20 protein-coding genes are annotated in these 25,396 nt (G+C 60.9%); 10 read left to right on the forward strand and 10 right to left on the reverse strand.

Annotated features, from left to right (window positions below; all coding sequences use genetic code 11):
• The first annotated feature begins 86 nt into the window (after positions 1 to 86).
• Both ACX9NZ_RS01450 and ACX9NZ_RS01455 read left to right on the forward strand, forming a co-directional pair.
• On the forward strand, positions 87 to 674 hold the full coding sequence (locus ACX9NZ_RS01450; RefSeq protein ID WP_233546111.1) for a GNAT family N-acetyltransferase: 588 nt from the start codon (positions 87 to 89) through the stop codon (positions 672 to 674).
• Positions 675 to 975: 301 nt separating this feature from the next.
• A complete protein-coding gene (locus tag ACX9NZ_RS01455) occupies positions 976 to 2,238 on the forward strand; it encodes a DMT family transporter (protein ID WP_302741317.1) in 1,263 nt (420 codons plus the stop codon).
• Between the two features lie 72 nt (positions 2,239 to 2,310).
• Here the strand turns inward: ACX9NZ_RS01455 and ACX9NZ_RS01460 are convergent, their stop codons facing one another.
• Entirely contained in the window at positions 2,311 to 3,387 is a 1,077-nt protein-coding gene (locus ACX9NZ_RS01460; RefSeq protein ID WP_302741319.1) for a threonine aldolase family protein, read from the reverse strand.
• A gap of 287 nt (positions 3,388 to 3,674) precedes the next feature.
• On the opposite strand from ACX9NZ_RS01460, the gene hisS reads away from it, so the two are divergent.
• Both hisS and ACX9NZ_RS01470 read left to right on the forward strand, forming a co-directional pair.
• The gene (gene hisS / locus ACX9NZ_RS01465; protein WP_118653499.1) at positions 3,675 to 4,985 is read left to right on the forward strand and encodes a histidine--tRNA ligase; all 1,311 of its coding nucleotides are present in this window, start codon (positions 3,675 to 3,677) and stop codon (positions 4,983 to 4,985) included.
• 306 nt (positions 4,986 to 5,291) lie between these two features.
• The gene (locus tag ACX9NZ_RS01470) at positions 5,292 to 8,063 is read left to right on the forward strand and encodes a phosphoenolpyruvate carboxylase (protein ID WP_407496828.1); all 2,772 of its coding nucleotides are present in this window, start codon (positions 5,292 to 5,294) and stop codon (positions 8,061 to 8,063) included.
• 250 nt (positions 8,064 to 8,313) lie between these two features.
• Here the strand turns inward: ACX9NZ_RS01470 and ACX9NZ_RS01475 are convergent, their stop codons facing one another.
• The 8 genes from ACX9NZ_RS01475 to ACX9NZ_RS01510 form a co-directional block, all read right to left on the reverse strand.
• The gene (locus tag ACX9NZ_RS01475) at positions 8,314 to 8,640 is read right to left on the reverse strand and encodes a hypothetical protein (protein WP_147352838.1); all 327 of its coding nucleotides are present in this window, start codon (positions 8,638 to 8,640) and stop codon (positions 8,314 to 8,316) included.
• 379 nt (positions 8,641 to 9,019) lie between these two features.
• Positions 9,020 to 9,265, reverse strand: a complete 246-nt coding sequence (locus ACX9NZ_RS01480; RefSeq protein ID WP_294159219.1) for a helix-turn-helix domain-containing protein — start codon at positions 9,263 to 9,265, stop codon at positions 9,020 to 9,022.
• 2 nt (positions 9,266 to 9,267) lie between these two features.
• Entirely contained in the window at positions 9,268 to 9,561 is a 294-nt protein-coding gene (locus ACX9NZ_RS01485; protein WP_330005407.1) for a DUF2975 domain-containing protein, read from the reverse strand.
• 32 nt (positions 9,562 to 9,593) lie between these two features.
• Complete coding sequence (locus tag ACX9NZ_RS01490; RefSeq protein ID WP_294159223.1) at positions 9,594 to 9,716, reverse strand: hypothetical protein; 123 nt, start codon at positions 9,714 to 9,716, stop codon at positions 9,594 to 9,596.
• 19 nt (positions 9,717 to 9,735) lie between these two features.
• Positions 9,736 to 12,531, reverse strand: a complete 2,796-nt coding sequence (locus ACX9NZ_RS01495) for a DEAD/DEAH box helicase family protein (protein WP_407496823.1) — start codon at positions 12,529 to 12,531, stop codon at positions 9,736 to 9,738.
• Positions 12,524 to 14,227: a site-specific DNA-methyltransferase gene (locus ACX9NZ_RS01500; RefSeq protein WP_294159226.1), complete on the reverse strand. Its 1,704-nt coding sequence runs from the start codon at positions 14,225 to 14,227 to the stop codon at positions 12,524 to 12,526. The genes ACX9NZ_RS01495 and ACX9NZ_RS01500 overlap by 8 nt, the downstream gene beginning before the upstream one ends.
• A 9-nt stretch (positions 14,228 to 14,236) precedes the next feature.
• Positions 14,237 to 17,080 (reverse strand): SNF2-related protein, encoded by a 2,844-nt coding sequence (locus tag ACX9NZ_RS01505; RefSeq protein WP_407496825.1) that lies wholly within the window; start codon positions 17,078 to 17,080, stop codon positions 14,237 to 14,239.
• Complete coding sequence (locus ACX9NZ_RS01510; RefSeq protein WP_294159230.1) at positions 17,080 to 17,226, reverse strand: hypothetical protein; 147 nt, start codon at positions 17,224 to 17,226, stop codon at positions 17,080 to 17,082. Before ACX9NZ_RS01510 ends, ACX9NZ_RS01505 begins: the two co-directional genes overlap by 1 nt.
• Before the next feature lie 104 nt (positions 17,227 to 17,330).
• On the opposite strand from ACX9NZ_RS01510, the gene ACX9NZ_RS01515 reads away from it, so the two are divergent.
• The 3 genes from ACX9NZ_RS01515 to ACX9NZ_RS01525 all read left to right on the forward strand — a co-directional run bounded on the left by ACX9NZ_RS01515 (position 17,331) and on the right by ACX9NZ_RS01525 (position 21,575).
• Complete coding sequence (locus ACX9NZ_RS01515) at positions 17,331 to 17,615, forward strand: helix-turn-helix domain-containing protein (protein WP_158574813.1); 285 nt, start codon at positions 17,331 to 17,333, stop codon at positions 17,613 to 17,615.
• Between the two features lie 724 nt (positions 17,616 to 18,339).
• A complete protein-coding gene (gene aspS, locus ACX9NZ_RS01520) occupies positions 18,340 to 20,094 on the forward strand; it encodes an aspartate--tRNA ligase (RefSeq protein ID WP_407496830.1) in 1,755 nt (584 codons plus the stop codon).
• Between the two features lie 590 nt (positions 20,095 to 20,684).
• A complete protein-coding gene (locus ACX9NZ_RS01525) occupies positions 20,685 to 21,575 on the forward strand; it encodes an ROK family protein (RefSeq protein ID WP_118653509.1) in 891 nt (296 codons plus the stop codon).
• 165 nt (positions 21,576 to 21,740) lie between these two features.
• On the opposite strand, the gene ACX9NZ_RS01530 is transcribed toward ACX9NZ_RS01525, so the two are convergent.
• A complete protein-coding gene (locus ACX9NZ_RS01530) occupies positions 21,741 to 22,295 on the reverse strand; it encodes an NADPH-dependent FMN reductase (RefSeq protein ID WP_118654412.1) in 555 nt (184 codons plus the stop codon).
• Between the two features lie 346 nt (positions 22,296 to 22,641).
• Here ACX9NZ_RS01530 and ACX9NZ_RS01535 point away from each other — a divergent pair, with 346 nt between their 5' ends.
• From ACX9NZ_RS01535 to ACX9NZ_RS01545, 3 genes are all read left to right on the forward strand, one after another.
• Positions 22,642 to 23,574: a type I phosphomannose isomerase catalytic subunit gene (locus ACX9NZ_RS01535; protein WP_302741332.1), complete on the forward strand. Its 933-nt coding sequence runs from the start codon at positions 22,642 to 22,644 to the stop codon at positions 23,572 to 23,574.
• Positions 23,575 to 24,060: 486 nt separating this feature from the next.
• Positions 24,061 to 24,369, forward strand: coding sequence for a thiamine-binding protein (locus ACX9NZ_RS01540; RefSeq protein WP_118654414.1), 309 nt, complete (start codon positions 24,061 to 24,063; stop codon positions 24,367 to 24,369).
• Positions 24,370 to 24,454: 85 nt separating this feature from the next.
• Positions 24,455 to 25,276, forward strand: coding sequence for an ABC transporter permease (locus ACX9NZ_RS01545; RefSeq protein ID WP_407496939.1), 822 nt, complete (start codon positions 24,455 to 24,457; stop codon positions 25,274 to 25,276).
• The last annotated feature ends 120 nt before the right edge of the window (positions 25,277 to 25,396 follow it).

The raw sequence follows: 25,396 nt of genomic DNA on the forward strand, positions 1-25,396 counted from the left end.
GCATGTCATTATGATGCTGTTCGACGCTGTCCAGTGTTGACGCAGCCCTTCGAGAAGGGGTTGACTGCTTAAAGATGGGAGACACCATGAGCGATCAGCTTGTCATTCGATTGGCCACCGAGGCGGACGCTCCGGCGCTTGCGGCGATATACGCGCCCTATGTGCTGGAGACGGCCATCACGTTTGAGTACGAGCCGCCGACTGCGGAGGAGTTCGCCGAGCGCATGCGCGCGACCCTCGCGTTCTTTCCCTATCTGGTAGCGGAGCTGGACGGTCGTCCGGTGGGGTATGCCTACGCAAGCACGTTCAAAGGAAGGCCCGCGTACGACTGGGCGGTCGAGACCTCCATTTACGTGGCGCAGGGCTACTCAGGGCGCGGTATTGGCCGTGCGTTGCACGACGCATTGGCGCGAGCCCTCAAGGTGCAGGGCATCCTGAACATGTACGCGTGCATTGCGGTCCCATGCGGTGCAGACGACGAGACCCTCACCCGCAACAGCGAGCAGTTCCACGCCCATTTGGGATACCGTTTGGTGGGCGAGTTCGAGCGGTGCGGCTATAAGGGCGGTCGATGGTACAGCATGGTCTGGATGGAGAAGATGTTGGGGGAGCACCGCCCCGACCAGCCGCCCGTGACACCGTTTCTGCAGGTTGAAGCGCAGCAGCGTGTCTAGCGCACCAGTGCGCCCGGTGCGCCTGGTGTGCCCGGGGTGCCTGTTGTAGTTGATGCGCCCAGTGTACTCCGGATTGCCAAAGGCCGGCCGGGTATTTGCTTGAGGCTGAGGCATTGCAAGCACGGCGCGCACGCCATGCGACATTTTGCTTTTGCTGAGCATGCGCTTTAGCGTGGTGCGTTGGCTGCATGTTGGCCCTATGGTAAGGTTTTCGCGTCGGGGGGCCGACACGATGAACAAGTGATGCCGAGCGGCGCCCGGGTGGCGCGGACACCACGCTCGGGTGCGCGAGGAAGCCTGAATGGCCAGCGACGATCGCGAGTGTGCGGATGACATCAATACCGTCTGCACCATAGGGGACGTACGCGCCATGAAACGTGCATGCAAAGGGGGCACCCGGAAGTATTCCTGCGCCTGCAGGTCCGGTGTGCGATACGAGGGGGAAAGCGAGGCGTGGGCTCAATTGAAGGCCATGATCAAGGAGGAACTGGACAGGACCGAGGTCGGACAGGCAAATGCCGCCGAAGAGGCCGGGCAGACCAAGGTTGCCGCAAAGTCTGTGCTGGCCGGGGGCCGCAAAGCCACCACCGGCACTGAGCTCGGTGATCCCTTTGCGAGCAAGGATCCCGTTCCCGTACCGTCAGAGGACCGAGCGCCCGGCAAACTTCGTGGCGCCGGCGCACGGTCACCGCTGTTCTGGAAGTTCATGCTCGTCGCCATGGCCTTGGTTTGGGGTTATTCGTTTCTCACCATGAAGACGGTGCTCGACACCGTGCCTACGTTCATGCTGCTTGCGTGCCGCTTCCTTCTGTCGGCTGCCATCATGTTCGTTGTCTTCCATAAGCGTATTAAGGCGCACTTCAACCGCGAGTACCTGGGGTTCGGCGTGCTCATGGGCTGCGTCATCTGGTCGGCGTATGCCGCGCAGACCCTCGGCTTGGTGGACACGACACCCGGCAAGAACGCCTTCCTCACCGGCACGTACTGCATCCTGGTACCCTTCATCGCGCTTGTGCTGTTCCGCGAGCGCGTCACCAAGTGGCATATCGGTTCGGCGCTATTGTGCCTAGTGGGCGTGGGCTTTGTTGCACTCGACAACTTCAGCATCCAGATAGGCGACCTCATGACGTTGGTGGGTGCAGTCTTTTTCGCTGTGGACATGGCGGTGGTGGGCCACATCGGCCGCACGCGCGACGTGAGCGTCCTCACCTCGTGGATGTTCCTATTCGTGGGCACGTTCTCGCTTATCGCGACCATCGCGGTCGAGCCGCGCGTTCCTGCCGAGCAGTGGACGCCCGAGATCATCGGTCAGCTTGTGTTTCTCGCCGTAGTGTGCACCACTATCGGCCTGCTCCTGCAGAATCAGGCGCTTTCGCACGTGCCGCCGGCGACCGGCTCGCTACTTCTTTCGCTCGAGAGCCCCTCGGGTGTGCTCTTCTCCGTCCTCATGGCGGGCGAGGTCCTCACCGGCAAGTTGATCTTCGGATTCGCGCTGATCTTCCTGTCGATTGTGCTGTCCGAGACGCACTTCAGCTTCTTGCGGAAATGGTTTCCCAAACGATAAAAGGAAAGGCGCCCGTCACAGGGCGCTTTTCTATGAGCGGTGTATGGTTCCGGTCCGTGGCCCATCGGTGCGCTAGAGGGCGGAGATGAACCCCAAAAGCTCCTCGACGTGCTCGGGCTGGCAGGCCCAGCTCGTCACAAAGCGCAGGACGACTCGGTCGCGCCCCGTGGGGTCCTTGGCGGGCGTGACTTCGGCACCGCTGGCTTCGACGATGCGGACGGCCGTATCGGAATCGAACCAGAAGAACTGCTGGTTGCCGGTTGTACGCACATATGGCTCGTAACCGGCGGCCTCGAGGCCATTGGCGAGCATGACGGCGCATTCGTTTGAGCGTTTGGCGTGGGTAAAGTAGGGGAGAAGCCCCTCGGCGTCGCGGAGCTCGGGGTCAAACACTGCCTCATACTGGATGCCCATGAGGCGGCCCTTGGCGGTCATGTGCCCGCTGCGTTTGGTGAGGTAGGGGATGCGCTCGATTGCGCGTCGCCCACGTGCGGTGCGCGGGCTCACTACGAGGGCTTCGCCGAACAGCATGCCCGCTTTGGTACCACCGAGCGTGAAGGCATCGGCGCGCGAAGCGAGGTGCTCGAGCGTGAGGTCGCCGTCCGCGGCGGTCAGCGCGCTCGCCATGCGGGCACCGTCCACGTACACGGCGAGGTCGAGCTTCTCGGCGACATCGCACAGCGAATCGAACTCGGCGCGCGTGTAGACGTGCCCGAGCTCGCTGGTGTTGGAGAAGTAGAGCATCGCGGGGCGCGTGGTATGGCAGCCGCCGGCGATGGACGCGTGGTACACGCGCTCGACCTCAGCGGGGGCGAGCACGCCGAAGGCGTCGGCTGTGGCGAGGATGCGGCGGCCGCAGGCCTCGATGGCACCAGTCTCGTGCGCGGTGGGATGCGCGTCGGCGGCGAGAATCGGTCCCTCGAAGTCGTCGGTGAACGCGGAGATGCAGACGGCATTCGCCGCGGTGCCGCCGGGGATAAAGCGAACGTAGGCGTCGGGCTGCCCGCAAACCTCGCGCAGCAGCGCGGCGGCTCGCTCGCAATGTTCGTCGGTGCCGTAACCGGGCGTTTGCTCGGCATTGGTTTGAATGAGCGCCTCGAGGACCTCGGGGCAAGCGCCCTCGGAATAGTCGTTGCGGAATTGGTGCATGGTCGGCTCCATTTTGAATATGCCCTGACAGTCAGGGGCCTGCGGACGATCGAGTATGCCTCAATGGTACGCGCTTCCGCTTGGCTTCGCCAAGGTTCGTTGCATGGTGGGGTACCGTTACGATGGGCGGGGACGTCCGCCTCGCTCGTCCGCCTATGGTATTTCGGAGCCGCTCTTTACGGGCGGTTCCTTTTGTTTGCAGGTATACTGTCTTGATTGAATTCACCAATTCCGGCACCACCCGGGAGCGCATCGGCGCTCGTGGGCGCACGCGAAGGAGAAACCATATGCAGGCACAGAAGGCCGAAGGCACCAAGGACCTCATCGGGCGCGAGATGCGCTCTTGGCTCAAGATGCAGGAAGTCGCGGCGGAGGTGTTCGGCCCGTTTGGGTTCGAGCCCATCGAGACTCCGGCGATCGAGCAGCTCGACGTATTCGTCCACGGCATCGGCCAATCCACCGACGTGGTGCGCAAGGAGATGTTCCGCGTTTTCTCCGGCGCGAATTTCGAGCGCGTCCTCACCGAGGGTACCGACGCCAAGCTCAAGGCCAAGCAGCGCCTGGCGCTTCGTCCCGAGGGCACGGCCGGCGTGGTGCGCGCCGTGGTGGAGAACAACCTGGTTCCCCAGGGCTCCGCTCCGTTCAAGGCGTGGTACGCGGAGGCGATGTTCCGCGGCGAGCGCCCGCAGAAGGGCCGCCTGCGTCAGTTCCACCAGGTGGGCATTGAGTGGCTGGGCGCTCCCGACGCCGCCGCCGATGCCGAGTGCATCATCATGCTCATGCGCTTTTACGAGCGCCTGGGCTTCGACCTCTCCAAGCTCCGCCTGCTCATCAACTCCATGGGCGACCCGGCGTGTCGTCCCGCGTATCGCGAGACCGTGCGCCAGTTCATCCTCGACCATGCCGACGAGATGTGCGATGAGTGCCGCGAGCGCGCCGAGATCAACCCGCTGCGCGCCTTCGACTGCAAAAACGAGCACTGTCGCGAGGTCATGAAGGGTGCCCCGCTTATGGGCGACAACCTGTGCGACGATTGCCGCGAGCATTACGAGCAGGTCAAGCGCCATCTCGACGCGGCGGGCATCGAGTATGTTGAGGATCCGACCCTCGTGCGCGGCCTGGACTACTACACCCGCACGGTTTTTGAGGTCGAGGCGCCGGGTGCGGGCGTGGGCTCCATCGGCGGCGGTGGCCGTTACGATGGGTTGGTCGAGCTTGAGGGCGGTAAGCCCACGCCGGGTGTCGGATTCGCCGTGGGCTTTGAGCGCGCCATGCTCGCCCTTGAGGCGTTCGGCAAGGAGATGGCATGCGACGATGAGGGCTGCGTCTTCGTGGCGAATGCCGGTGCCGACCTTCGCGACGAGGTGTTCGCGTTGGCACTCGATCTACGCGCCCGTGGCGTCCGCACCGAGTGCGACTACCAGGGCAAGTCGCTTAAGGCCCAGTTCAAGCTGGCGGATAAGTTGGGCGCGTCCCACATCGTGATCATCGGCGGCGACGAGCTCGCCGCGGGCAAGGTCAAGCTGCGCAACATGGCAACGCATGAGGAACGTTTAATCGATCGCGTTGGGGCCGCTGAAATCATTGCAGCTCTGTAGCGCATTCGACGATGGAAACCCAGGGCGGTGGGAACAAGTGTCCCGCCGCCCTTTCCGTTTGGGGCGGCTGCGCTGCCCGCCGAGAAGCTCATGCCGCCCGCCGAAGTGCGCGAGCCGTCTACCGATAATTTGTTGAAACGTAGGAGATGTACTCCACTTCACTAAAGTATGTGGTAGATACGGGAGAGCCTGCCTATAATAATGCGGTCTGCGAGGTTTATGCGCCTCGTGCTAAGCAATGAAGGAGGTAGTGTGGCAGAGAATACGCAAGCTGGCCAGCGCCTGAGCGAAGCGCTCACCGGCGACATGATCGCTGATGTCATGTCGGGCACCCGTCGTATCGACCTGACCGACCTTGAGGCGGCGGTCGAGGTTCTGTCCGACATCGACATCCCCGCCGAGCTCCGCGACAACCTGGCGCTGTTCCTGCGCCTCGAGCGCCGCATCCTGCGCGAGTACGACGCTCAAGTGCTCGATGTATTCGATGAGCTCATGGTGAGCGTCATTCGCGCGAACGCCGGCGATCCCGGTGCCGAGGCCGATGGCGAGGATGTTGACGAGCAGGGCATGCCCGCGGGGGAGACGCCCTCCGCCCGCGCCTTCCGCGACGCCGTCTCCCTCATCGACGCACTGCCCATCGACCAAGCTCAGGTCATCGTACGCGCCTTCACGGCGTTTTTCCACCTGGCGAACCTCTCCGAGGAGAGCTATCGCGTGGGTATCCTGCGCGAGCGTGAGCGCAGCGTCTCCACCGAGGACGCCGTCGACCCGGCGAACGCCCTCACCGTGGCGTTCCATCAGCTCACCGATGAGGTGGGCGGAGCCAAAGCAACCGAGCTGCTCTCTCGCCTGGAGTTCCATCCGGTTTTCACCGCGCATCCTACCGAGGCGCGCCGCAAGGCCGTTGAGGGTAAGATCCGCCGCATCGCCGGCCTGCTCGAGGAACGTGGGCGCCTGGGCGGCTCCGACCTCGTTGAGAACGAGCGCCACATGCTCCAGGAGATCGATGCGCTCGTGCGCACGAGCCCCATTGCCCTCAAGAAGCCCACGCCCGTCGAGGAAGCCGACACCATCATCGACATCTTCGACAGCACGCTGTTCGATACCATCCCCGTGGTGTACCGCCGTTTTGACGACTGGGTTTTGGGCGAGTATGCCGGCACGGTTCCGCCCGTGTGCCCGGCGTTCTTCCACCCTGGCAGCTGGATCGGCTCCGATCGTGACGGCAACCCCAACGTCACCGCCAAGGTGAGCCGTCAGGTTGCCGCGAAGTACGCCACGCACATGATCGCCAAGCTCGCCGACAAGTGCCGCCGCGTGGGCCGCAACCTCACGCTCGAGGCCGCATACACCAAGCCGTCCGATGAGCTGCTCAACCTGTGGAGCCATCAGGTGGAGATGAGCGAGGTCCTTACCGAGCGTGCCAGCGAGATCTCCAACTCCGAGCCCCATCGTGCCGTGATGCTCGTGATGGCAGCGCGCCTGGACGCCACCGTGGCCCGCAATGCCGACACGATGTACCGCACCTGCGACGATTTCCTCGCCGACCTGCGTGTGGTCCAGCGTTCGCTCGCCGAGGCCGGCGCCGTTCGCGCCGCATACGGACCGGTCCAGACCCTCATCTGGCAGACCGAGACCTTCGGCTTCCACATGGTGGAAATGGAATTCCGTCAGCACTCCGTGGTGCACACCCGTGCGCTCGCCGACATTCGCGAGCACGGCATCCACGGCGAGCTCGCCCCCATGACGCGCGAGGTGCTCGACACGTTCCGCGCCATCGGCTCCATCCAGAAACGCTATGGCACCAAGATGGCGCGCCGCTACATCATCTCGTTCACCAAGAGCGCCCAGCATGTGGCCGACGTCTACGAGCTCGCGCAGCTCGCCTTCGCGCATGCCGAGGACGTGCCGATGCTCGACGTGATCCCGCTGTTCGAGCAGCTGGAGGATCTCGAGGGCTGCGTGGACGTGCTCGAGGAGATGCTCAAGCTCCCCGCCGTTCAGGCGCGCCTGGCGCAGACCGGTCGCCGCATGGAGGTCATGCTTGGATACTCCGATTCCTCCAAGGACGCCGGCCCCACCACCGCCACGCTCGCCCTGCACTCCGCACAGGAGCGCATCGCCGCGTGGGCGGAGAAAAACGACATCGACCTCGTGCTCATGCACGGCCGCGGTGGTGCCGTGGGCCGTGGCGGTGGTCCTGCCAACCGCGCGGTGCTGGCCCAGCCCGCCGGCTCGGTGAACTGCTTCTTCAAGGTCACGGAGCAGGGCGAGGTCATCTTCGCGCGCTATGGCAATTCCACGCTGGCACAGCGCCATGTGGAGAGCGTCGCGGCGGCGACCCTGCTTAACTCTGCGCCCTCTGTGGAGCGCACCAACACCGAGACCACCGAGCGGTATGCCGACATGGCCTCTGTGCTCAACCGTGCGAGCCACAAGCGCTACCTCGACCTGCTTAACGCCGAGGATTTCACCCCGTGGTTCTCGACCGTCACCCCGCTTACCGAGGTCGGCCTGCTGCCCATCGGCAGCCGTCCGGCCAAGCGTGGCCTGGGCGCCAAGTCGCTTGACGACCTGCGTACCATCCCGTGGGTGTTCTCGTGGAGCCAGGCACGCATCAACCTGGCCGCGTGGTACGGCCTGGGTACCGCGTGCGAGGAGCTGGGCGATCTGGAGTTGCTGCAGCGCGCATACCGCGAGTGGCCGCTGTTCAGCACGTTCATCGACAACATCGAGATGTCGATCGCCAAGACCGACAACCGCATCGCTAAGATGTACCTGGCGCTGGGCGACCGCGATGATCTTGCCGCGAAGGTGTTTGATGAGATGATGCTCACGCGCTCGTGGGTGCTGCGCATTGTGGGCGACGCGTGGCCGCTGGAGCACCGCCGCGTGCTCGGCCAGGCGGTGCGTGTGCGCAACCCGTTTGTGGATGCCCTTTCGTTGGCGCAGGTCCGTGCGCTGCGTGAGGTCCGCGCCAACCAGGACGAGCTGTCCGAGGAAGCCAAGGCCGAGTACATGAGCCTCGTGCTGGAGACCGTGACCGGCGTCTCCGCCGGCCTGCAGAACACGGGGTAATCCGGAGTACGATGCTCCCACAGCGCCCCCGCAGGTTGCTTTGCCTGCGGGGGCGTTTTTTTGTTCGCGGCGGTACGTGGCGTCAGCAGGCACCGACCTCGACGCGTGCCGCGCCCGCAGGAGCCGGACCCCGCCACGTGCCGGACCTGTAAGAGCCGCACAACGCCGCGCGCCGGACCTACGGATTGACATTGCCTATGCTGCCCATAGGCAATCCCGGCCAAGGGCGGAAGCTGATGACGAAACCCGGTTAGTCTATGCGCCACACGGGATCGGCAGCAGTGCCGGTGACCAGCAGCTCGGGTTGGTTTCCGTGCCATGCCAGCGCGTAGTCATCTCGCGCGACGGGGTCGACGCCGTCATCGCACCCGAATGCCGCGTAGTATTCACCGAATCCCACCCCGCCCGGCACGACGTATGCGGTCGTTTCCCCATAGAGCAAAAAGTTGTAATGGACGGCGACAACGCGGTCGCCTGCCGGGCTTGGCGGATTGAGGACGTGGGTAATTTTCAGAGATAGCAGAAGCCCTTCGGCGAATATCGTCCAGACGGATGCGCATAGGGCGCATGTGAGCATGATGCGACTCAGGTGTCGCATGAGATGGCCGGGGCAACGTGCGGCACGGCTCGCGTCTCGTGCGAAACGACCTCGGGGGCGTATGAAGCGGTCCATGCACCGCGCGGAGTGGTCGAGGCTCCGTACGAAATGACCCGTGTGTTGCGTGAAGCGACCCGGGTGCCGATCCCGGGATGTCGGTTCGGCGTCGTCTCGCCGGTGCTTCCGATACAAACGCGAGGCGAGCACCAGCGTGGGGCATGTGAGCGCCACCAGGAATATGGCGAGGCTTCTGCATGACGCGATTGCGACCGGTCCAATGAGGAGGGGCGCATCGAGGGTGCTCGGCACGGAGGCGTGCAGCGCAAGAGCCGCCCCGCCTGCGACGAGCGCCGCGAGATCAGCGCGCATCGGCGCCACGGGAATGGAAATCCCCGTCATGCTCCGGCACGTATTCCAGAATGTCACCTGGCTGGCAGTTGAACTCCCGGCATATGGCTTCGAGCGTGCTGAAACGGATGGCCCGGGCCTTACCGGTCTTGAGGATGGAGAGATTGGTGGTGCTGATACCCACGCGCTCGGACAGTTCGCCGAGCTTCATCTTGTGCCTCGCGAGCTCCACGTCGAGGTTAATCCGAATTCCCATGGCTACACCGTCAGATCTGCATCGTCTTTGAGCTCGGTCGCACGCATGGTGAGGTGGACGAGCGCGAATGCGATGGCACTCAGGCAAAGGCTTCCCATGAGGAGCGACAGGGCAACGATGAGCGAGTAGGGGGCCGCGGCGGCAAGTGGAATCCACAGGAGGGCGCATGCGAGCCACGCGGTCGCGGCGGCTCCGTACCAGAGCGTCGCCCGTGAGAGGAGTCCGGCTGCCCTGCGTTCGAATCCCCCATTATCGCCGACGAGCGTGAACACGCGCCAAATGTAGGAATGGTGCAATTGGGGACGTACCCCAATTGCACCATTTTGCCTTACAGCGCCAGCAATCCCTGGTCAAAGGCGCTGGGGAACAGGAACGTGCGGTGCTTGGGATTGCCGTGCTTGTCCAAGCCCAAGACGACCTCGATGCGTCCGCCCTCTCGGTCGATGTCCACGTTCACTTCTTGCTGCTCTCTATAGGGGCATTTGACTGCTGTCGTACTCGATGGACGCCGCAACGACCCCGTCAAAAGTGAAGTTCAACCGTACGTTGTCATGGGGAATCACATCATACTCCCAGGGTTTACCGTTGTGATCGGCGTTCCATTCGGTAACGGCTCGGCAGTACTCTCGCGCAGCCTTTGCCTTGGCACGAACGTCTTCATTGTCGACGTCCTTCGCCGCTTTGGTTTCGATCATGTAAATGCGATTGTCGGTCTCAACGATGAAGTCGGGCTCATACCGTTTCGTGGCGGCAGAGTCATAGTAGATATTGAACTGCTTCGGCGAGGGTCTCATCCATCGTAGAACAGCGCCATCATTTTCGAGGATTATAGCGAGTGTTCTCTCAGTGTTGCTGTCGAACTTGTATAGGGTGTGGCACGCCTTCTTGAACCCTCCAAAAACCTTTGAGTGCACCTCTCCAACGGGCACGTTGGAGTGCAGGTCGAAAATGTCTTCGGCTGCCATCTTGCTGCCAAAGCCGCTCTCTATCTTCGAGAACGGACGCATCTGGACGGTCTCGTACCCGGTCTCCTCTCGGTAGAAGTGCTCATTCATTTGAAGGTAGATCATCTCGGCGATGCCCTTCTGATGTTCGCGCATCACCTGCTCGGCATCGTCTTCATTGAGGTAGGTGAGAAGGTGTTCCTTGAGCTCGCCGATGAGCGAGTACAGCAGGTCGGCGCACTCGCCGTATTCGATGTTGTCGCGCACGATGATGTGGCGAACGATTCCATTTTCCGGGGTATCGACGTGCGTCTCGGCAGCACTGCTGACGTCCAAGCTTACGGTGCGGCCACCTTCCATGAGTTCGGTGCCAACGAGTTTGTCTCCCGTCGGCCTCCAATTCATGTTTCGCGTGTTCAAATGGAACGGGTGGTAGCCGCGCTTCACTTTGGCGAATGGCAGAACAACAGCCCGGGGGATTGGGATGATGCTGTCGGTGAGCGCCTGCACGCAGGCTTTCATGGTGGTTTTAACGACGGATGTTAGTCTTTCCTCGGAGAGGCTGAGTCCCGGGAACTGGCGCATGGTCTCGTGGGCTACGCTTGTCGTGGCTATCTCGAGGGTTCGCTCATCGCTGATCGCATCGAACGTCCGGACCTGCTTGTTGAGCTCCTCTGTCGTTTTCGATGAGAGGGCGGCGACGAACCGAGCGACTTCTTCCATCTTCTCGGCAGTTTCCGTCTCTTCGGGCGAGGTTGCGCCGACGGCGTCTTTCAACGCCAGGGCGACATGGCCGACAAAGCTCTCATCGCCGGTGGCGGTGTCATAGACCGTGGGCATCTCGACCGTTGTCTGCGCTTGGGGGACATTGCCTCCAAGGGAGGGATCAATGAAGTAGACTTTGCGGACGAGCGAGTTTGGGTCATTCGCCTGCTTGATGATCTCGGCGTATTTGTTGTGGCTCACAATGGTGAGGCGGTCGATATGCTCATCTCCCGTGCGGCTGCCGTAAGGCAGGCGAAGGCCGCGGCCAATCGTCTGCTCAGTGAGGGTGTCGGAGGCGGAGGTGCGCAGCGGAACGATGGTGTAGAGGTTGGTGACGTCCCAGCCCTCTTTGAGCATGTTCACGTGGATGACGATTTCAACTTTGTTGTCCGGTCGCTCGAGGGAGAGCAGAAGCTCAATGTTCTCGTCCTTCTCGGCGCCCTTCTTTGTGGAGTTAACCTCTATGACCTTGCCGTGGTAATAACCCCCGAAGAAATCGTTGGACGTAACGTACTCCATGATGTGCTTCGAGTGCTCCGTGTCTTTTGCGACCACCAATACAAATGGCTTGACGAATGGTTTGCCGAAGGTGCGGGAGTAAACCTCGAGACGGCTTTTTGTGTCCTCGTGGAGGCGCAGACCGTCAAGGAGCTTGATGCGGTCGAGTTGCTCTTCGGTGTAGTCCTCGGGTCGGAAGTTCTCTCGAGTGGCAACGAGGGGCACCTTTACGTACATCCCGTCGTTGAGGGCATGCGCCAGCGAATATTCGTATACGACGTTTCGGAAGTCGATTTTCTTCGCGCCCTTTTGGATCTGAGGGGTCGCGGTCAGCTCCACGCCGAGAATCGGACGCAGGTCGTTGATGACCTCGAAACTCTTGTCGGCATGATAATGGTGGCTCTCGTCCATGAAGATACAGAGGTCGGGAAGGGATTGGAGGTACTCGAAGTAGGACTGGCCGAGTATCTCGTTAAGCCTTTTTGTTCGAGCACCGCCCTTCTTGCCGTCCTTGCTTTCGGAATTGAATTTGGCGATGTTGAAGACGTTGATGACGACGTCGTTGACGCCGAGGGCGCCCTGTCTGAAGTCTCCGTAGTTATCGCCGTCGATGATTCGGGGAGGGTTGACGAACTTGTCGAGCCCGCGGAACACGTACTTTGGGTTTGCAGGGTTGCCGAGATCGTCCTTGAGCTTGCGGTAGATCGTCAGGTTGGGGGCCATGACGAAGAAGTTCCTGATTCCCTTCTCATAGTGTAAGTAGGCGATGCAGGCGCCCATCAGCCTCGTCTTGCCGATGCCTGTGGCGAGGGCGAAGCATATGGAAGGGAAATCGCGCTCGAAGGACGTGAGCGTGGGGTAATGCTCGCGTACATTGCGCAGGTCCTCGTCATAGAACGAGGAATCCGCGTCTGCAGGCTTCTTTGTGGGGCTCAGAATGTCGCAGATCCGCGCGAACACCTCGAGACTCTCGTGCTGAGGGGTGCGTAGAGAGAGCACGTTGCTGATGTACTTTGAGCTATAGCTGTAGTAGCGCTTGCTATAGGGTTCCTTAATCATCTTCCCGCTCCTCGTCGTCGCAGACGGGCAGGTCGACGATGTTCAGGTTGTAGTTGTCCACGCCGTACTCGCACTTGGCGAGGACGGACTGCGGGATCTTCTTAACGGTGATATTGTCGTACCGCTTGTTGAGATCGAGGTCGAATGCCGGGGCGCACACGAGAAGGCTCTCCAGCGGATCCATATCGGAGGCGATCCCATCGAGCATTCCTGCGGTCAGGTATTGCGTGGTGACGTAGATGTAGCTCTTGTCCTGGCTGTAACCCTGTTTCCAGAACACGTCTGGATCCGGGGCGTAGCGGAAGCCGTTGAGCTTGGTGACGGCTGCAACGAGCATCTCAGGGCTGTATTGCTCGGAGAATACAGGGTTGCCGCGACTATCGATTGCTATGAGGCTGGGAGCAAGTTCGAAAAAGCGGTATCCTCCACCTCCACGCCAGCTGACCAAATCGGTAATTCCCGTTTCGTCATTTCCATCGATGACCTTTTTCAATCTCGGTATGCAATGCGTATATGCATGGCCCCCCAGCTCGATGCCAATCCATCTCCTGTTCATCTTCTGCGCAACAGCGGCGGTTGTTCCCGAGCCGAGAAAAGAGTCGAGAACAAAATCGCCCTCATTTGTGCAAAGCGAGATTACTTTCTTGATCAGCCTTTCTGGTTTCTTGCTGTTCGCAAACAGGACTCCGCCCTCTTGGCCGACTCCACCAGTGGTCTTTATATCCAACCAGAGGTCTCCCTGATTCTGAGACAAATTATCCGATGCGAATATCACTTGGACGCGCGGCTGCTTTGCATTCATGTCGACACGCGTATTGACGAGATAGATCAGGCCCGATGATGATGGGACTGCCATAACATCTTGGTCTAGCAGATGTGTGTTCTTTGCTATCTTAAAAACACTTGTCGAGCCTACCGCCTGGATAATGTACTTCGCATGCGCGAACTTCCAAGACTCCTCTTCTTCTTTCGGAAGTCCCAATCCCTTGAAATGCTTTGCGAGCGATACAACCTTGCCTCTTGATAGTATTGAATTGCATCTGTTTAACGTCGCTTCCGTTGCCCCTTCAGAGGAATGCAGTATATTATGCAGCTCGTCGATCTCGTCATCGGAGATGCCAGTGAGAAGCTGCTTGTATTCGTTGTTCCATTCCTGCAAGGGCACTTTTTCAGGAGTAATTAACGGTGGTTGCGCCTTATAATAGACAAGGATGTATTCTTTCAGTTTTGGGAGGCGCTTGTCGGCGTGTGCCATTTTCACGCCAGAAGCCTCACTCATTTTAACGGTTATAGTGTTGAGTCGATTCTTTCTGCCGAATATCTCATCGAGCAGAACCGTCAAATAGGCCTGCTCGTTATCATCTATTTGAACGAACAAGAGGCCATCATCGGCTAATAGACTGCGGAGAATCTCAAGTCGGGGCTTCATGAGATCAAGCCAAATCGAGTGCTCTAGATTGTCGTCATAATATTCGAACGCAGCTCCAGTGTTGTACGGCGGATCGATATAGATGCATTTCATTTTGCCGGCATAGTCCTGTTCAAGCGCCTTGAGCGCGAGCAGGTTGTCGCCGTGGATGAGCATATTACCAGTATCAGGATCTCCGTAGTCCATCGATGGATCGTGGATAAGGATGCGAGGCTCAACCTCAGGCTCTTCGCCCTTACCGATCCAAGTTAGCTCGAGTCTCTGCATATTATTCTCCTATTCAACCTCAAAGGAAATGGTCATGATTCGTTCGAGCTCGCTGTTGCCGCGAAGCTTCTCGCGCATCTCGGCTTGGAGCTGCTCGTTTTGTGCTTCGATTTCGTCCTCACGGTCATAGAGGTCTCGCTGCATCCGCTTTCGCTTACGCTTCAACTCTTCCAGCTCGTCCTTGACGGCAAGCATTTCGTCTAGGGGGAGGTCGGTGCTGTTGCGGAATTCACGGTTCTTTTCGGTGATCGCCTTTTTTATGTCGTTCAGCTCGCGCTGGAGACCTTCCTTTAGGTCCTCGCTGTACGCGTCCAACTTGGCGCATTCGTCTAAGTAGTACTGCTTGTTTGCCGCCTCGATGGCTCGCTGACGCTGTTCGACGCGCTCCTTGCGGAGTGCTTCCACCTCACCGTTAACGGCACCCGCCGCATCGGTCAATTCGGCGGGAAGTTCGAAAAGGGTGTTTACGAGGTCTTCGTCTAGCTGGCGCCCATCGTCCATGACGGCGGTGATGACCAAATGCTCTTCCTCTCCAATGCCGGAGTAGGAGAGCTTGTCGATCGTGATGACACCCCTGATCCCAGGGTGCTCATCGAGATAAGAGACTCGCCTGTCGCTGTTGCTGTAAAGGAACTTGACCGATCCAAAAGGCAGGTCAATGGACTTTGCCTCATCAATCCAGTGAAGATACCTTGGGTCATCTCGACGCAAGAAGGTGTCGCCTTCATCCTCAGCGTCTCGCCACTGCAGGTTGTACACACGCCCGCTCGGGTCTCCGCCGAATCGGAATCTCAGCTTGTTTTCGGGGGTAACGCGCTCGGCCCCGTGGGCAAGCAGGAAGAACAACGTCCATTGACTGAACTTGTCTAGGCTGGCGACGGTGCTCGTTTGACAGTCCTTGAGACGGGCTGCCACATCTTCGTCGAAGTTCTCGAGGATTGAGTGACGGGCCTCGACCATCTTCTCATCGATGCTCTCGGCGAGCTCGTCCTGCAGCGCGTCGAACTCCGCCTGTATCTCGTCGGAGGTCTTGCACTTCTGATAGATCCCGGCGATGCGCTTCTCGAAGTCGACGCCGGACTCGATGGACCCGATGACCTCGTCCGAGGAGCCGAAGACTCCATTGAAGAGGTTGAACTTCTCGGACAGCAGCTCGTAAACACGGACGTCCGCGGCGTTCCTCTTGTTGAGGAAGTTGATGACCACGACGTCGTTCTTCTGGCCGTAGCGGTGGCATCGTCCGATGCGCTGCTCAATGCGCTGGGGGTTCCAGGGGAGGTCGTAGTTCACGAGCAGGCTGCAGAACTGGAGGTTGATTCCCTCGGCAGCCGCCTCGGTGCCAATGAGTATGCTGGCACGGTCGCGGAATTCCTCGACGACGGCCGCCTTCATATCCGCCTGCCGCGATCCCGATATTGCTCCGTCGCCGTCGTGGCGTTGCTTCCAGTCCTCGTAGATGCGCTTTGACACCTCGTCATTGTTCGAGCCGTTGAGGAATACGATCTTGTCCTCGTAGCCGTTGTCCGAGAGCAGCCTTAGCAGGTATTCCTGCGTGCGTCGCGACTCGGTGAAGATGACCGCTTTGCGTTTTCCACCGAGCTCCTCAATCTTCGCGAAGCCTTTCTCAAGCGCGAAGAGGAGGTTATCGCCCTTTGCGTTGTGTGTGATGCTGTTTGCGAGTGAGGCATACTCGTTCAGTCGCTCGAGCTCGAGGAGTATCTTGTCGCGCTCTTGCACAAGGTTGGGGGCGCCGATGTCTTCCTCGTCTTGATTTCCGTCCATAAGGTCGCCGTACGCGTCGTAGTCACTCATATCCAGATCGCCTTCGACGCCTGCCAGTAGTCCCTCCAGGCGTTCGATCAGCGAAGATAGCGTGCCGGAGATGGCGAACGACGACGAGGCGAGCAGCTTCCGCAGGACCATCGTGATGAGGGTGCGCTGACCTTGCGGGAGCGCATAGAGCTTGTCTGATTGGAGGTAGTCGGAGATGCCGTTGTAGAGTTCTTCCTCCTCGGCAGAAGGAGCGTATTCCTGCAGGATGGCGTGCCTGTTCGTGTAGCGGATGTATTCAGTTACCTGTTTGCGCAGTGTGCGGTGGCAAATGTGCTGGAGCCTGTCCTTAAGGTTCTTGTTCCGCAGATCAACGTTCGAGGCCGTAACATACATGTCTCGGAACGTCCTCGCGTCGCCAAATGCGTGATCATCGATGATGCTGGCGAGGCCATATAGCTCCATGAGGTTGTTTTGAAGCGGCGTTGCCGTGAGAAGTAGTTTTTTGCGGCCGTCTAGGGCGCGCTTGAGCTTCTTACCAGTGACGTTGCTCTTTTTGTAGACGTTTCTCAGGCGGTGCGCCTCGTCCATGATGACAAGGTCCCATGGGACCGTGCGGATTTCGGCATCCTTCCTTGCGGCGAAGTTGTATGAGCAGATCACCACGCGGCCATCGATGTCGAAGGGGTTGGGCTTGCCCTCACGCTTTGCCTTATTGAACGGAGTCGCCTCCATGAGGATGGAGTCGATAAAGAATTTCTCGGTGAGCTCTTGTCGCCACTGCATGCGCAGTGACGCCGGAACGATGAGCAGGATTTTTCTTTTGCGTTCAGCCCAGAACTGGGAGAGCACGAGTCCCGCTTCGATGGTCTTTCCGAGTCCGACCTCATCGGCGAGAAGCGCTCCAGAGGACAACGGGGACCTCAGTGCAAAGAGCGCGGCGTCAACTTGGTGTGGGTTGAGATCGACCTTTGTGCCCGACATTGCGGACGCGAGATTGTCGACGCTGGACTGCGGCCTCTTGAGCGAAAGTTGTTCGGCGAAGTAGCGCGTCTGATATTGGGTGTACTTGGGGGCTGCCATTACCGCATCGCCTCCACCTGCTGAATCGGTCCCTGGCGAACGGGTGCGTTGGGATTCATGTCGAGCATGGCGTTTACCTCGCGCTCGTTGGTAAACACCTCGCCGTGGTCCTGGACCCGCTGCTTTGATTTGACCTGCTGAGCCATGCCATTTCTCCATGTGTACGATATATAGTACAGCAGTGTAGCCCAAATCTGGTATGTACGAAATATCAGACACTGTACGGAATATGAGTCAATACGATGGACTCATGAAGAGAGACGAGACATGTGAGTACGTATGCAAGAAGGTGGGCGAGAACATCGGCCGTCTTCGGGAAGAGCATGAAGTTTCACAGGCTGAGCTTGCCCGGCGAATCGAGGTAAGCCGTCCTAATCTCAATAAGGTTGAAAGCGGCAATCAAAACTTCTCGCTCGACTATCTCGTCCTGATCGCAAACGGTCTGGACATTCCCGTTATCGAGTTCTTCTCCGGCTTGGAAAAAGATTCCCCGCGGGTCATCCTCGAGAAGAGCAGGGCCGCCGACCGGCAATAGGGCCTGTCCGTCGTCCGGTGACAGCGCATTGTCCCTTTATAGCAGCGGATTCTCCCTGCTCATGTGCTCCTAATGTCGAATGGTGGAAGTTCCTAATGTCAGATTTGGGAACATTGCCAACCATTTAAATGGAGCTGGATTAGACCCATGTGCACACAAGCGATGGCTGTTGCAATGTCGAACGTGTCGGCTCGGTTTCAGTCTATGTAGGTCCGATAATGTATCAAATCGTGATTTATATAATCGTGATATGATGAATCCAGATTCTCAAAAAGAGGGTGGGCAGCATGGGCTTTATCGAGTGGAACTTGTTGACGCCGTTGACCTCGTGAGCTGATGTTCGGGGTGTTGGGGCGGTTGACCTGCTGGGCAAACCGTTCGGGGCTCTTGCCGCCATGTAATTCTGCCATTGGCATGCCCGACCCCACCCTCCAATGTTCCCAGCGTGTTAAGACCGCGTGAGCCGGGCGCTCTTCTGTGATGGAGTGCCCTGCTTTCCGCTATCCTAGTGAGCTGTCGCGCGCGGAGGGCCGCTGTGGCGAGGGGCGATTTCATCGTCGATCCCGGCAGCCGGAATCCGTGTTCGCGATATGCCGAGCCGCGCTGTCTACGCGCCCCGGCAGTCTGTACACCAGCCGCCCGCTTACGGCACGGGGCGGCACAGATCAACAAGGAGGAAGCAGTGGCACAAGACTGCACCACCAACCCCGCCAACATGCATTCCATGCACACCCGCACCTGTGGCGAGCTCCGCTCCGCCAATATCGGCGAGGAGGTTACCCTCACCGGTTGGGTGAGCCGTCGCCGCGACCACGGCGGCCTGATCTTCTGCGACCTGCGCGACCGTGAGGGCATCACGCAGATCAACTTCGACCCCGAGCACTCCGACGGCGACGCCTTCAAGATCGCCGAGACCATGCGTCCCGAGTGGCCCATCCTCGTGCACGGCATCGTGCGCGACCGCGGCCACGACGCGGTGAACCCCAAGCTCGCCACCGGCGAGATCGAGGTCCTCGTCGACCACGCGCAGGTGCTCAACCGCTCCAAGACCCCGCCGTTCCAGATCGAGGACGGCATCGAAACCGCTGAGGACACGCGTCTGCGTTACCGCTACCTGGACCTCCGCCGTCCGGAGATGGCCGCGCGCCTGCGCCTGCGCTCCGATTTCACCTTCGCCATCCGCTCGGCTCTCCACGACCGCGCCTTCACTGAGGTCGAGACGCCGGCCCTGTTCAAGTCCACGCCCGAGGGCGCTCGCGACTTCGTGGTGCCCAGCCGCCTGCAGCCCGGCAACTTCTACGCCCTGCCGCAGTCCCCGCAGCTGCTCAAGCAGCTGCTCATGGTCGGTGGCGTCGAGCGCTACTACCAGGTCGCCAAGTGCTTCCGCGATGAGGACCTGCGCGCCGACCGCCAGCCCGAGTTCACGCAGGTGGACATCGAGATGAGCTTCGTGGAGCAAGACGACGTCATGGCGCAGCTCGAAGACGTGCTCGCCGACGCGTTCGCCAAGGTGGGCGTCGAGATGCCCACGCCGCTGCGCCGCATCTCCTACTGGGACGCCATGGACACCTACGGCTCCGACAAGCCCGACACCCGCTTTGGCATGGAGCTCGTGGACCTCACCGACGTGTTCGCCGGATCCGCCTTCAAGGTGTTCGCCAGTGCCGCGAACACGCAGGGCCACGTGGTCAAGGCCATCAACGCCAAGGGTGCCGGCAGCTGGCCGCGTGCTCAGATCGACAAGCTCGCCAAGGTCGCCGCGACCTTCGGTGCCAAGGGCCTGGCATGGATCGCCTTCCGCGAGGAAGGCTCCATGAACAGTCCCATCGTCAAGTTCTTCACCGACGAGGAGATGGCCGAGCTCCGTCGCCGCTGCGACGTCGAGCCCGGCGACCTGGTGATGTTCGCCGCCGGCCCGCGCCTCGAGGCAAACGAGATCCTCGGCGGCATGCGCTGTCACATGGCCGACGCGCTGGAGCTCCCGCGCGAGGGCCACGACTTCCTGTGGGTCGTGAACTTCCCGCTGTTCCATTGGGACGAGGAGGGCAAGCGCTACGAGGCGGAGCACCAGCCCTTCACGCTGCCCCACATCGACGAGCTGCACCTGCTCGACGAGGACCCGCTCAAGATGGGCTCCTGCACCTACGACTTCGTCATGGACGGCTTCGAGGCCGGCGGTGGCGGCATGCGCATCCACGACTCCGAGCTGCAGCTCAGGATGCTCGAGTTTATGGGCTTCACCGAGGAGCGCGCCCGCGCGCAGTTCGGCTTCCTCATGGAGGCCCTCGAGTTCGGCGCCCCGCCGATGGGCGGCTTCGCGCTCGGCCTCGACCGCGTGTGCATGCTGCTTGCCGGCACCGACTCCATTCGCGACGTCATGGCGTTCCCCAAGACCAGCAGCGGCTCCGACCTCATGTCCGCGGCTCCGTCCGAGGTGAGCCTAGCGCAGCTCAAGGAAGTCGGCCTGCGCCTGGAGTAGCCTCGCTTTTCCAGGCACCCCACCTCGCCCTTCAATCGTCGGGCGCCGCACGCAAGGCGTGCGCCCTCCTCTTTCAGAGCGATCTGGGGCACCTGGAAAACCGAGCGGCTGCGCGAGGCGCCCGACCTTGCCCCTCAATTTGGGGACAGACACGTAATTGAGGTTCAAATCTTGCACTTGATGGGGAGGCAGCCAGTTGGCCGCCTCCCCATCTTACAAATAACGACAATTTGTACCAATGGGGCGCGATGTTGGAACTCTCGGCGCCGGTGATTCTAAAGAAGACGAACAAATAATGGAAATATGTCCAATATCGTCATCGCGTGGCATCGCTTAGGGAGTCTCAATCGCGTCTGTTTCTCAAAAATGTCTTCGCCGACGTTGATTTTGGTACAGATTATCGATATTTGTATATGATGGCGCCGAGATGGCATAAGGAGTCGGGCTGCGCCTGGGGTAGCTCGCATGTTCGTATCTCAATTTAGTGCCTGTTCCTCAAATGAGGTACCAATCACCTCCGTTGACCATATGGACGGGTATTGGAGTTTTATACTGGGGTGACGGATGAAGCCGACCCGAGGGAGGGCGTTATGGACCAGCAGTTGATCGGTGCGATCGAGGCGGGTGGCACCAAGATGGTGCTGGCGACCGGCTATGCCGATGGAACGATCGTGGAACGTGCGAGCATTCCCACCGAGGAGCCAGCGAAGACGGTTCCCGCCATGGTCGAGTGGTTCGCCGATAAGGGGATCGCCGCTCTGGGTATCGCTGCCTTTGGTCCCACGGCGGTCAATCCCAAATCGCCCGACTACGGTCACATCCTGCAAACGCCTAAGATCGCTTGGCGCGGCTATGACTTCCTTGGCGAAATGGCCCGTGGGCTCAACGTACCCTGCGGCTACGACACCGACGTGAACGGTGCATGCCTGGGCGAGGTCATATACGGTGCGGGCAAGGGCCTCGACAACGTGATCTACATCACGGTGGGCACCGGCATTGGCGCGGGCGTGTACGTTGGCGGGCATCTGCTCCACGGCATGCTGCATCCCGAGGCCGGGCATATCGCGCTTGCGCGCGTGCCGGGCGATGAGGGCTTCGCGTGCAACTGCCCGAGTCATGAGAGCTGCTTCGAGGGCCTCGCCGCCGGTCCCGCCGTGGTCGCCCGGTACGGCGTGGAGCGGGCGTCCGACATGGCCGACGATGAAGGATTCCTCGAGCTCGAGAGCACGTACATCGCCCAAGGTATATGCACGTATATCTATACACTCTCGCCGCAGCGCATCGTGTTGGGCGGTGGCGTGCCCGATCACGCCCCCAAACTCATGGCCCGCGTGCGCGCCAAGGTACTCGAGCAAATCAATGGGTATCTGGCGACGCCCGAGCTCGCGGATATCGATACCTATATCGTGTCGCCCGCCTGCGACGGCAACCAGGGCGTGCTTGGTGCCATCGCCTTGGGCGCCAGAGCACTCGAGGGCTAACACGGGGTTCCCTGCTTCTAACACGAGCACGGTGCCGTAAGGATATCGGATGGCGCCGCGCGGCCAGTTAGATGGCCCCCCCCCCCCCCCCCCCCCCCCCCCCCCCCCCCCCCCCCCCCCCCCCCCCCCCCCCCCCCCGCCCCCGTAAAACGCGCTTTTGTTGCATTAGCGCTCGAGCGCTGCCAGGTAGTCGTCCACGGCCGCCCCAAGGGCACCGAGAGTCCCTGGTTCCGGCGTCAGGACATCGCTGCTCCACTCTTCGGGCGTGAGGGAGATTCCCAGACTCGGCCCGCCGATGATTTGAACACCCATGGCGCTGAACAGCCGTTCTAGATCCTTGCGCATGCCGGCGGTGGCGTTTCGTCCGCCAACGCCGCTGATGGCAGCGCGCTTGCCCTTGATGGCGGACGGGCTGGTGCGGTCATGCTCGTCGAGGGGGCGCGAGAGCCAGTCGAGGAGGTTCTTGAGCCCTCCCGGAATCTGGTAGTTGTATTCGGGCGAGAAGAACCACAGGCCGTCGGCGGCGAGTACGGCGTCGCGAACGCGTTGCACCGCCTCCGGGGCTGGCCACTCGATGTCCTGGTTCATGAGGGGCACATCGCCCCAATCGAGGAAAGTGACCTCGGCGCGATCGCCGATAATGCGTTCGATCTCACGTGCGAGTTGATGGTTAAACGACTGCTTGCGCAGCGAACCGACGATCATGAGGATACGGGGCATGCGAGCTCCTTTCGGATGGTGGGCGCCTTCGCGCGCCCGTATTCACATGGTTCCCGCAGGGCATCAATCAATACCTACCGAATAGGTATACATAAAACGTACGCGAGAGAAGCGTGGGTTCATCATGATGGGGGTGCCTGGCCTACGGGACCCTATCGGCCGCGTGCGCCCCATCGCTTCGCGCGATTCCGCCATCCTGTGACGCTGGGGGGGTGCGTGCGGAGGCCCCGCGGCGCTGTGCCGTCGATTCTCTCAGCGTACGTAGTGGGGCGTGAGTACAATAGAGGTCGGATCGGGCGTGCGTGCCTTCGATCCGAATGTCGATTCGCAGGAGAGGATGTAGGCGATGGATTCGATCATCAAGCTCGTGCCCGATTTCAAGGGCAAGATCTGGGGCGGACGCCGCATGGCGAGCGATTTTGGGTATGACATCCCGGATGGCCCCGTGGGCGAGTGCTGGGCCATCTCCGCGCATCCCAACGGCGATGACGTCATCGCCACGGGCGAGTCCGCCGGCAAGACCCTCTCCTGGCTGTGGGCCAACCACCGCGAGCTGTTCGGCAACTGCGAGGGCGACGTGTTTCCGCTGCTCGTGAAGATCATCGACGCCGCCGCCGACCTGTCCATCCAGGTGCATCCCGACGACGCGTACGCCGGCGAGCACGAGAATGGCAGCCTCGGCAAGAAGGAGTGCTGGTACGTCCTGTCCGCCGACGAAGGCGGCACCATCGTCGTCGGTCAGAACGCGCGCTCGCGCGAGGAGTTCGCCCAGATGGTCGAAGAGGGCCGCTGGGATGAGCTGCTCAACGTGATTCCGATCCACGCCGGCGACTTCTTCCAGATCGACCCCGGTTGCGTGCACGCCATCAAGGGCGGCACGGTGATCCTCGAGACGCAGCAGTCGAGCGACGTGACCTACCGCGTGTACGACTACGATCGCCCTGGCGACGACGGCAAACTGCGTCCTCTGCACCTCGAGCAGTCCCTCGACGTCATCGACTACGCCATGGATGCGCCCGAGTCCGGCGAGATCACCGCGCCCGAGGTCGACGGCGTAACGGTGCTCGTGTCCAACGACTGCTACACCGTAGAGCGCCTGCGCGTCGACGGTGAGCTGAAGTTCGCGACGCCCTTCCCCTTCACCTGCGTGAGCGTCATCGAGGGCGACGGCTCGATCAATGGCGAGCCAGTCGTCAAGGGTAGTCACCTGCTGGCACTTTCCGCCTGCGATGAGCTGGTGCTCACGGGCGACATGACGATCATCACCTCGCATCTATAGCGTTTTCATCACGCCGCGGCGCATCGTCGCCATTTCTGCCCGAAAGGGCTCCCGGGTTTCCGAGGTCTTTCCTGTCTTCAATCGAATGCGGCCTTCGGTCGCGAAATCGTCTCGATTTCGTAGCTGAAGGCCACTCTCGGCACGAGCCGGCGAGATATGCGAGCGAGGGCGGTCTTCAATTGCGCGTCCTGGCTGTCCCTCAGCGCCTTGTTGTCCTATACTCACCTGTGTACCAACGGGGAGCTGGCGGAGGCCGGCTGAGAGGAAGCCCGTGGGAGCGGATGCGCTCGCCCGTCAATCGCGGGGTGCCGCGCGTCTATCGGCGATATGCAGCGTCGTCGCCTTTCCCGCACCGCTTCGACCCGCAACCTGATCCGGGTAATGCCGGCGTAGGGATTGAGCAGCCTTGCTCCGAGTGAACAGATGCGAGCGGGCCCCTACGGAGATGAGGGGCCCGCTTTTTTGTGACCCCGGAAAGGAAGGCTCATGGAGGCAAGCGTCGCGATCCAGGTCCTGCCCCAGCGCGTGGGCGGCAACGACGAGGTGTGTCGCATCGTCGACGAGGCAATCGCCTACATTCAGACCAAGTTCCCCGACGCATATGTGGGACCCTTCGAGACCACCATTCAGGGCGACTACGACCTGTGCATGGAGGTCGTCGCGGGCGTGAACCGCATCTGCGTCGAGGCGGGCGCGCCCGAGGTCGCCACCTACGTCAAGATTTTCTTCGCACCCGAGGAGGGCGTCCTCACCACCGAGGAGAAGATCTCCAAGTACCACGAGAACGATGCGTAAGGACGTGAGCACATCGAGCACCAAGGCGTGCGGGGGTACCGACGTCCGCGATGGCTCCGCATCACCGGTGACACGAAGTGCGGATATGAACAAGGTTCATGTCGCTGATGATGCGCATCTGGAATGCAAGGCGGGGTCCCGGGCGCGGTCTGCGGTGCTCACGAAGCTTGTGGCACCGTTGACCATCGTTGCGCTGCTTGGGCTGTGGCAGCTCGCATGCTCGACAGGCCTGGTGCCTCCGTTCATGCTGCCGAGTCCGGTGCGCGTGGTGCAGGCGCTCGTAGGTGACTGGCCCTTGCTCGCGGGTCACGCCGCGACCTCGCTTGCCGAGGCGGGCATGGGTTTGGCCGCCGGCGTCGCGCTCGGCTTTGTCGCCGCGCTTGCGATGGATCGCTTCGATCTGCTGTACCGCGCGTTCTACCCCATTGTGGTGCTCACCCAGACCATCCCGACCGTCGCCATCGCACCGCTGTTGGTGCTGTGGTTTGGCTACGGGATGTTGCCCAAGGTGGTGCTCATCGTGGTCGCCACGTTCTTTCCCATCACGGTGGGATTGCTGGAGGGGTTGCGCTCCGTCGACCCGGACGAGATCGACCTCATGCGTGCCATGGGCGCCTCGCGCCTGCAGATCCTGCACCACGTCAAGCTGCCCGCCGCCCTGCCGCAGCTCTTTAGCGGCCTCAAGATCTCGGCGGCGTATGCCATCGTGGGCGCCGTGATTGCCGAGTGGCTCGGCGGTTTTTCGGGGCTGGGCGTGTACATGACGCGGGTGCGCAAGGCGTATTCGTTCGACAAGATGTTCGCGGTGATCTTTTTGATTTCCGGTCTGAGCTTGGCGCTCATGTGGGTAGTGGATGCGCTTCGCCGCGCGCTCATGCCCTGGGAGCGCCAGTCGCGTGAGCCGTAAGGGACCCGCCGCCGTGGCGTGTCTGCCGTCGTGGACGAGAGGGGTAGAAATGTCGATAATACCCCTCGTTTTGAAGCGATTTTTCGTCATTCCTACCCATTTGCTGATCGACACCATATC

The sequence above is a fragment of the Collinsella sp. BM28 genome (assembly GCF_054551995.1).

What these genes read in the sequence shown, in the direction of transcription:
- ACX9NZ_RS01450 (WP_233546111.1), top strand. Translation starts at nt 87, where the DNA reads ATGAGCGATCAGCTTGTCATTCGATTGGCCACCGAGGCGGACGCTCCG.
- ACX9NZ_RS01455 (WP_302741317.1), top strand. Translation starts at nt 976, where the DNA reads ATGGCCAGCGACGATCGCGAGTGTGCGGATGACATCAATACCGTCTGC.
- ACX9NZ_RS01460 (WP_302741319.1), bottom strand. Translation starts at nt 3,387, where the DNA reads ATGCACCAATTCCGCAACGACTATTCCGAGGGCGCTTGCCCCGAGGTC.
- hisS (WP_118653499.1), top strand. Translation starts at nt 3,675, where the DNA reads ATGCAGGCACAGAAGGCCGAAGGCACCAAGGACCTCATCGGGCGCGAG.
- ACX9NZ_RS01470 (WP_407496828.1), top strand. Translation starts at nt 5,292, where the DNA reads ATGATCGCTGATGTCATGTCGGGCACCCGTCGTATCGACCTGACCGAC.
- ACX9NZ_RS01475 (WP_147352838.1), bottom strand. Translation starts at nt 8,640, where the DNA reads ATGCTCACATGCGCCCTATGCGCATCCGTCTGGACGATATTCGCCGAA.
- ACX9NZ_RS01480 (WP_294159219.1), bottom strand. Translation starts at nt 9,265, where the DNA reads ATGGGAATTCGGATTAACCTCGACGTGGAGCTCGCGAGGCACAAGATG.
- ACX9NZ_RS01495 (WP_407496823.1), bottom strand. Translation starts at nt 12,531, where the DNA reads ATGATTAAGGAACCCTATAGCAAGCGCTACTACAGCTATAGCTCAAAG.
- ACX9NZ_RS01500 (WP_294159226.1), bottom strand. Translation starts at nt 14,227, where the DNA reads ATGCAGAGACTCGAGCTAACTTGGATCGGTAAGGGCGAAGAGCCTGAG.
- ACX9NZ_RS01505 (WP_407496825.1), bottom strand. Translation starts at nt 17,080, where the DNA reads ATGGCAGCCCCCAAGTACACCCAATATCAGACGCGCTACTTCGCCGAA.
- ACX9NZ_RS01510 (WP_294159230.1), bottom strand. Translation starts at nt 17,226, where the DNA reads ATGGCTCAGCAGGTCAAATCAAAGCAGCGGGTCCAGGACCACGGCGAG.
- ACX9NZ_RS01515 (WP_158574813.1), top strand. Translation starts at nt 17,331, where the DNA reads ATGAAGAGAGACGAGACATGTGAGTACGTATGCAAGAAGGTGGGCGAG.
- aspS (WP_407496830.1), top strand. Translation starts at nt 18,340, where the DNA reads ATGCACACCCGCACCTGTGGCGAGCTCCGCTCCGCCAATATCGGCGAG.
- ACX9NZ_RS01525 (WP_118653509.1), top strand. Translation starts at nt 20,685, where the DNA reads ATGGACCAGCAGTTGATCGGTGCGATCGAGGCGGGTGGCACCAAGATG.
- ACX9NZ_RS01530 (WP_118654412.1), bottom strand. Translation starts at nt 22,295, where the DNA reads ATGCCCCGTATCCTCATGATCGTCGGTTCGCTGCGCAAGCAGTCGTTT.
- ACX9NZ_RS01535 (WP_302741332.1), top strand. Translation starts at nt 22,642, where the DNA reads ATGGATTCGATCATCAAGCTCGTGCCCGATTTCAAGGGCAAGATCTGG.
- ACX9NZ_RS01540 (WP_118654414.1), top strand. Translation starts at nt 24,061, where the DNA reads ATGGAGGCAAGCGTCGCGATCCAGGTCCTGCCCCAGCGCGTGGGCGGC.
- ACX9NZ_RS01545 (WP_407496939.1), top strand. Translation starts at nt 24,455, where the DNA reads ATGAACAAGGTTCATGTCGCTGATGATGCGCATCTGGAATGCAAGGCG.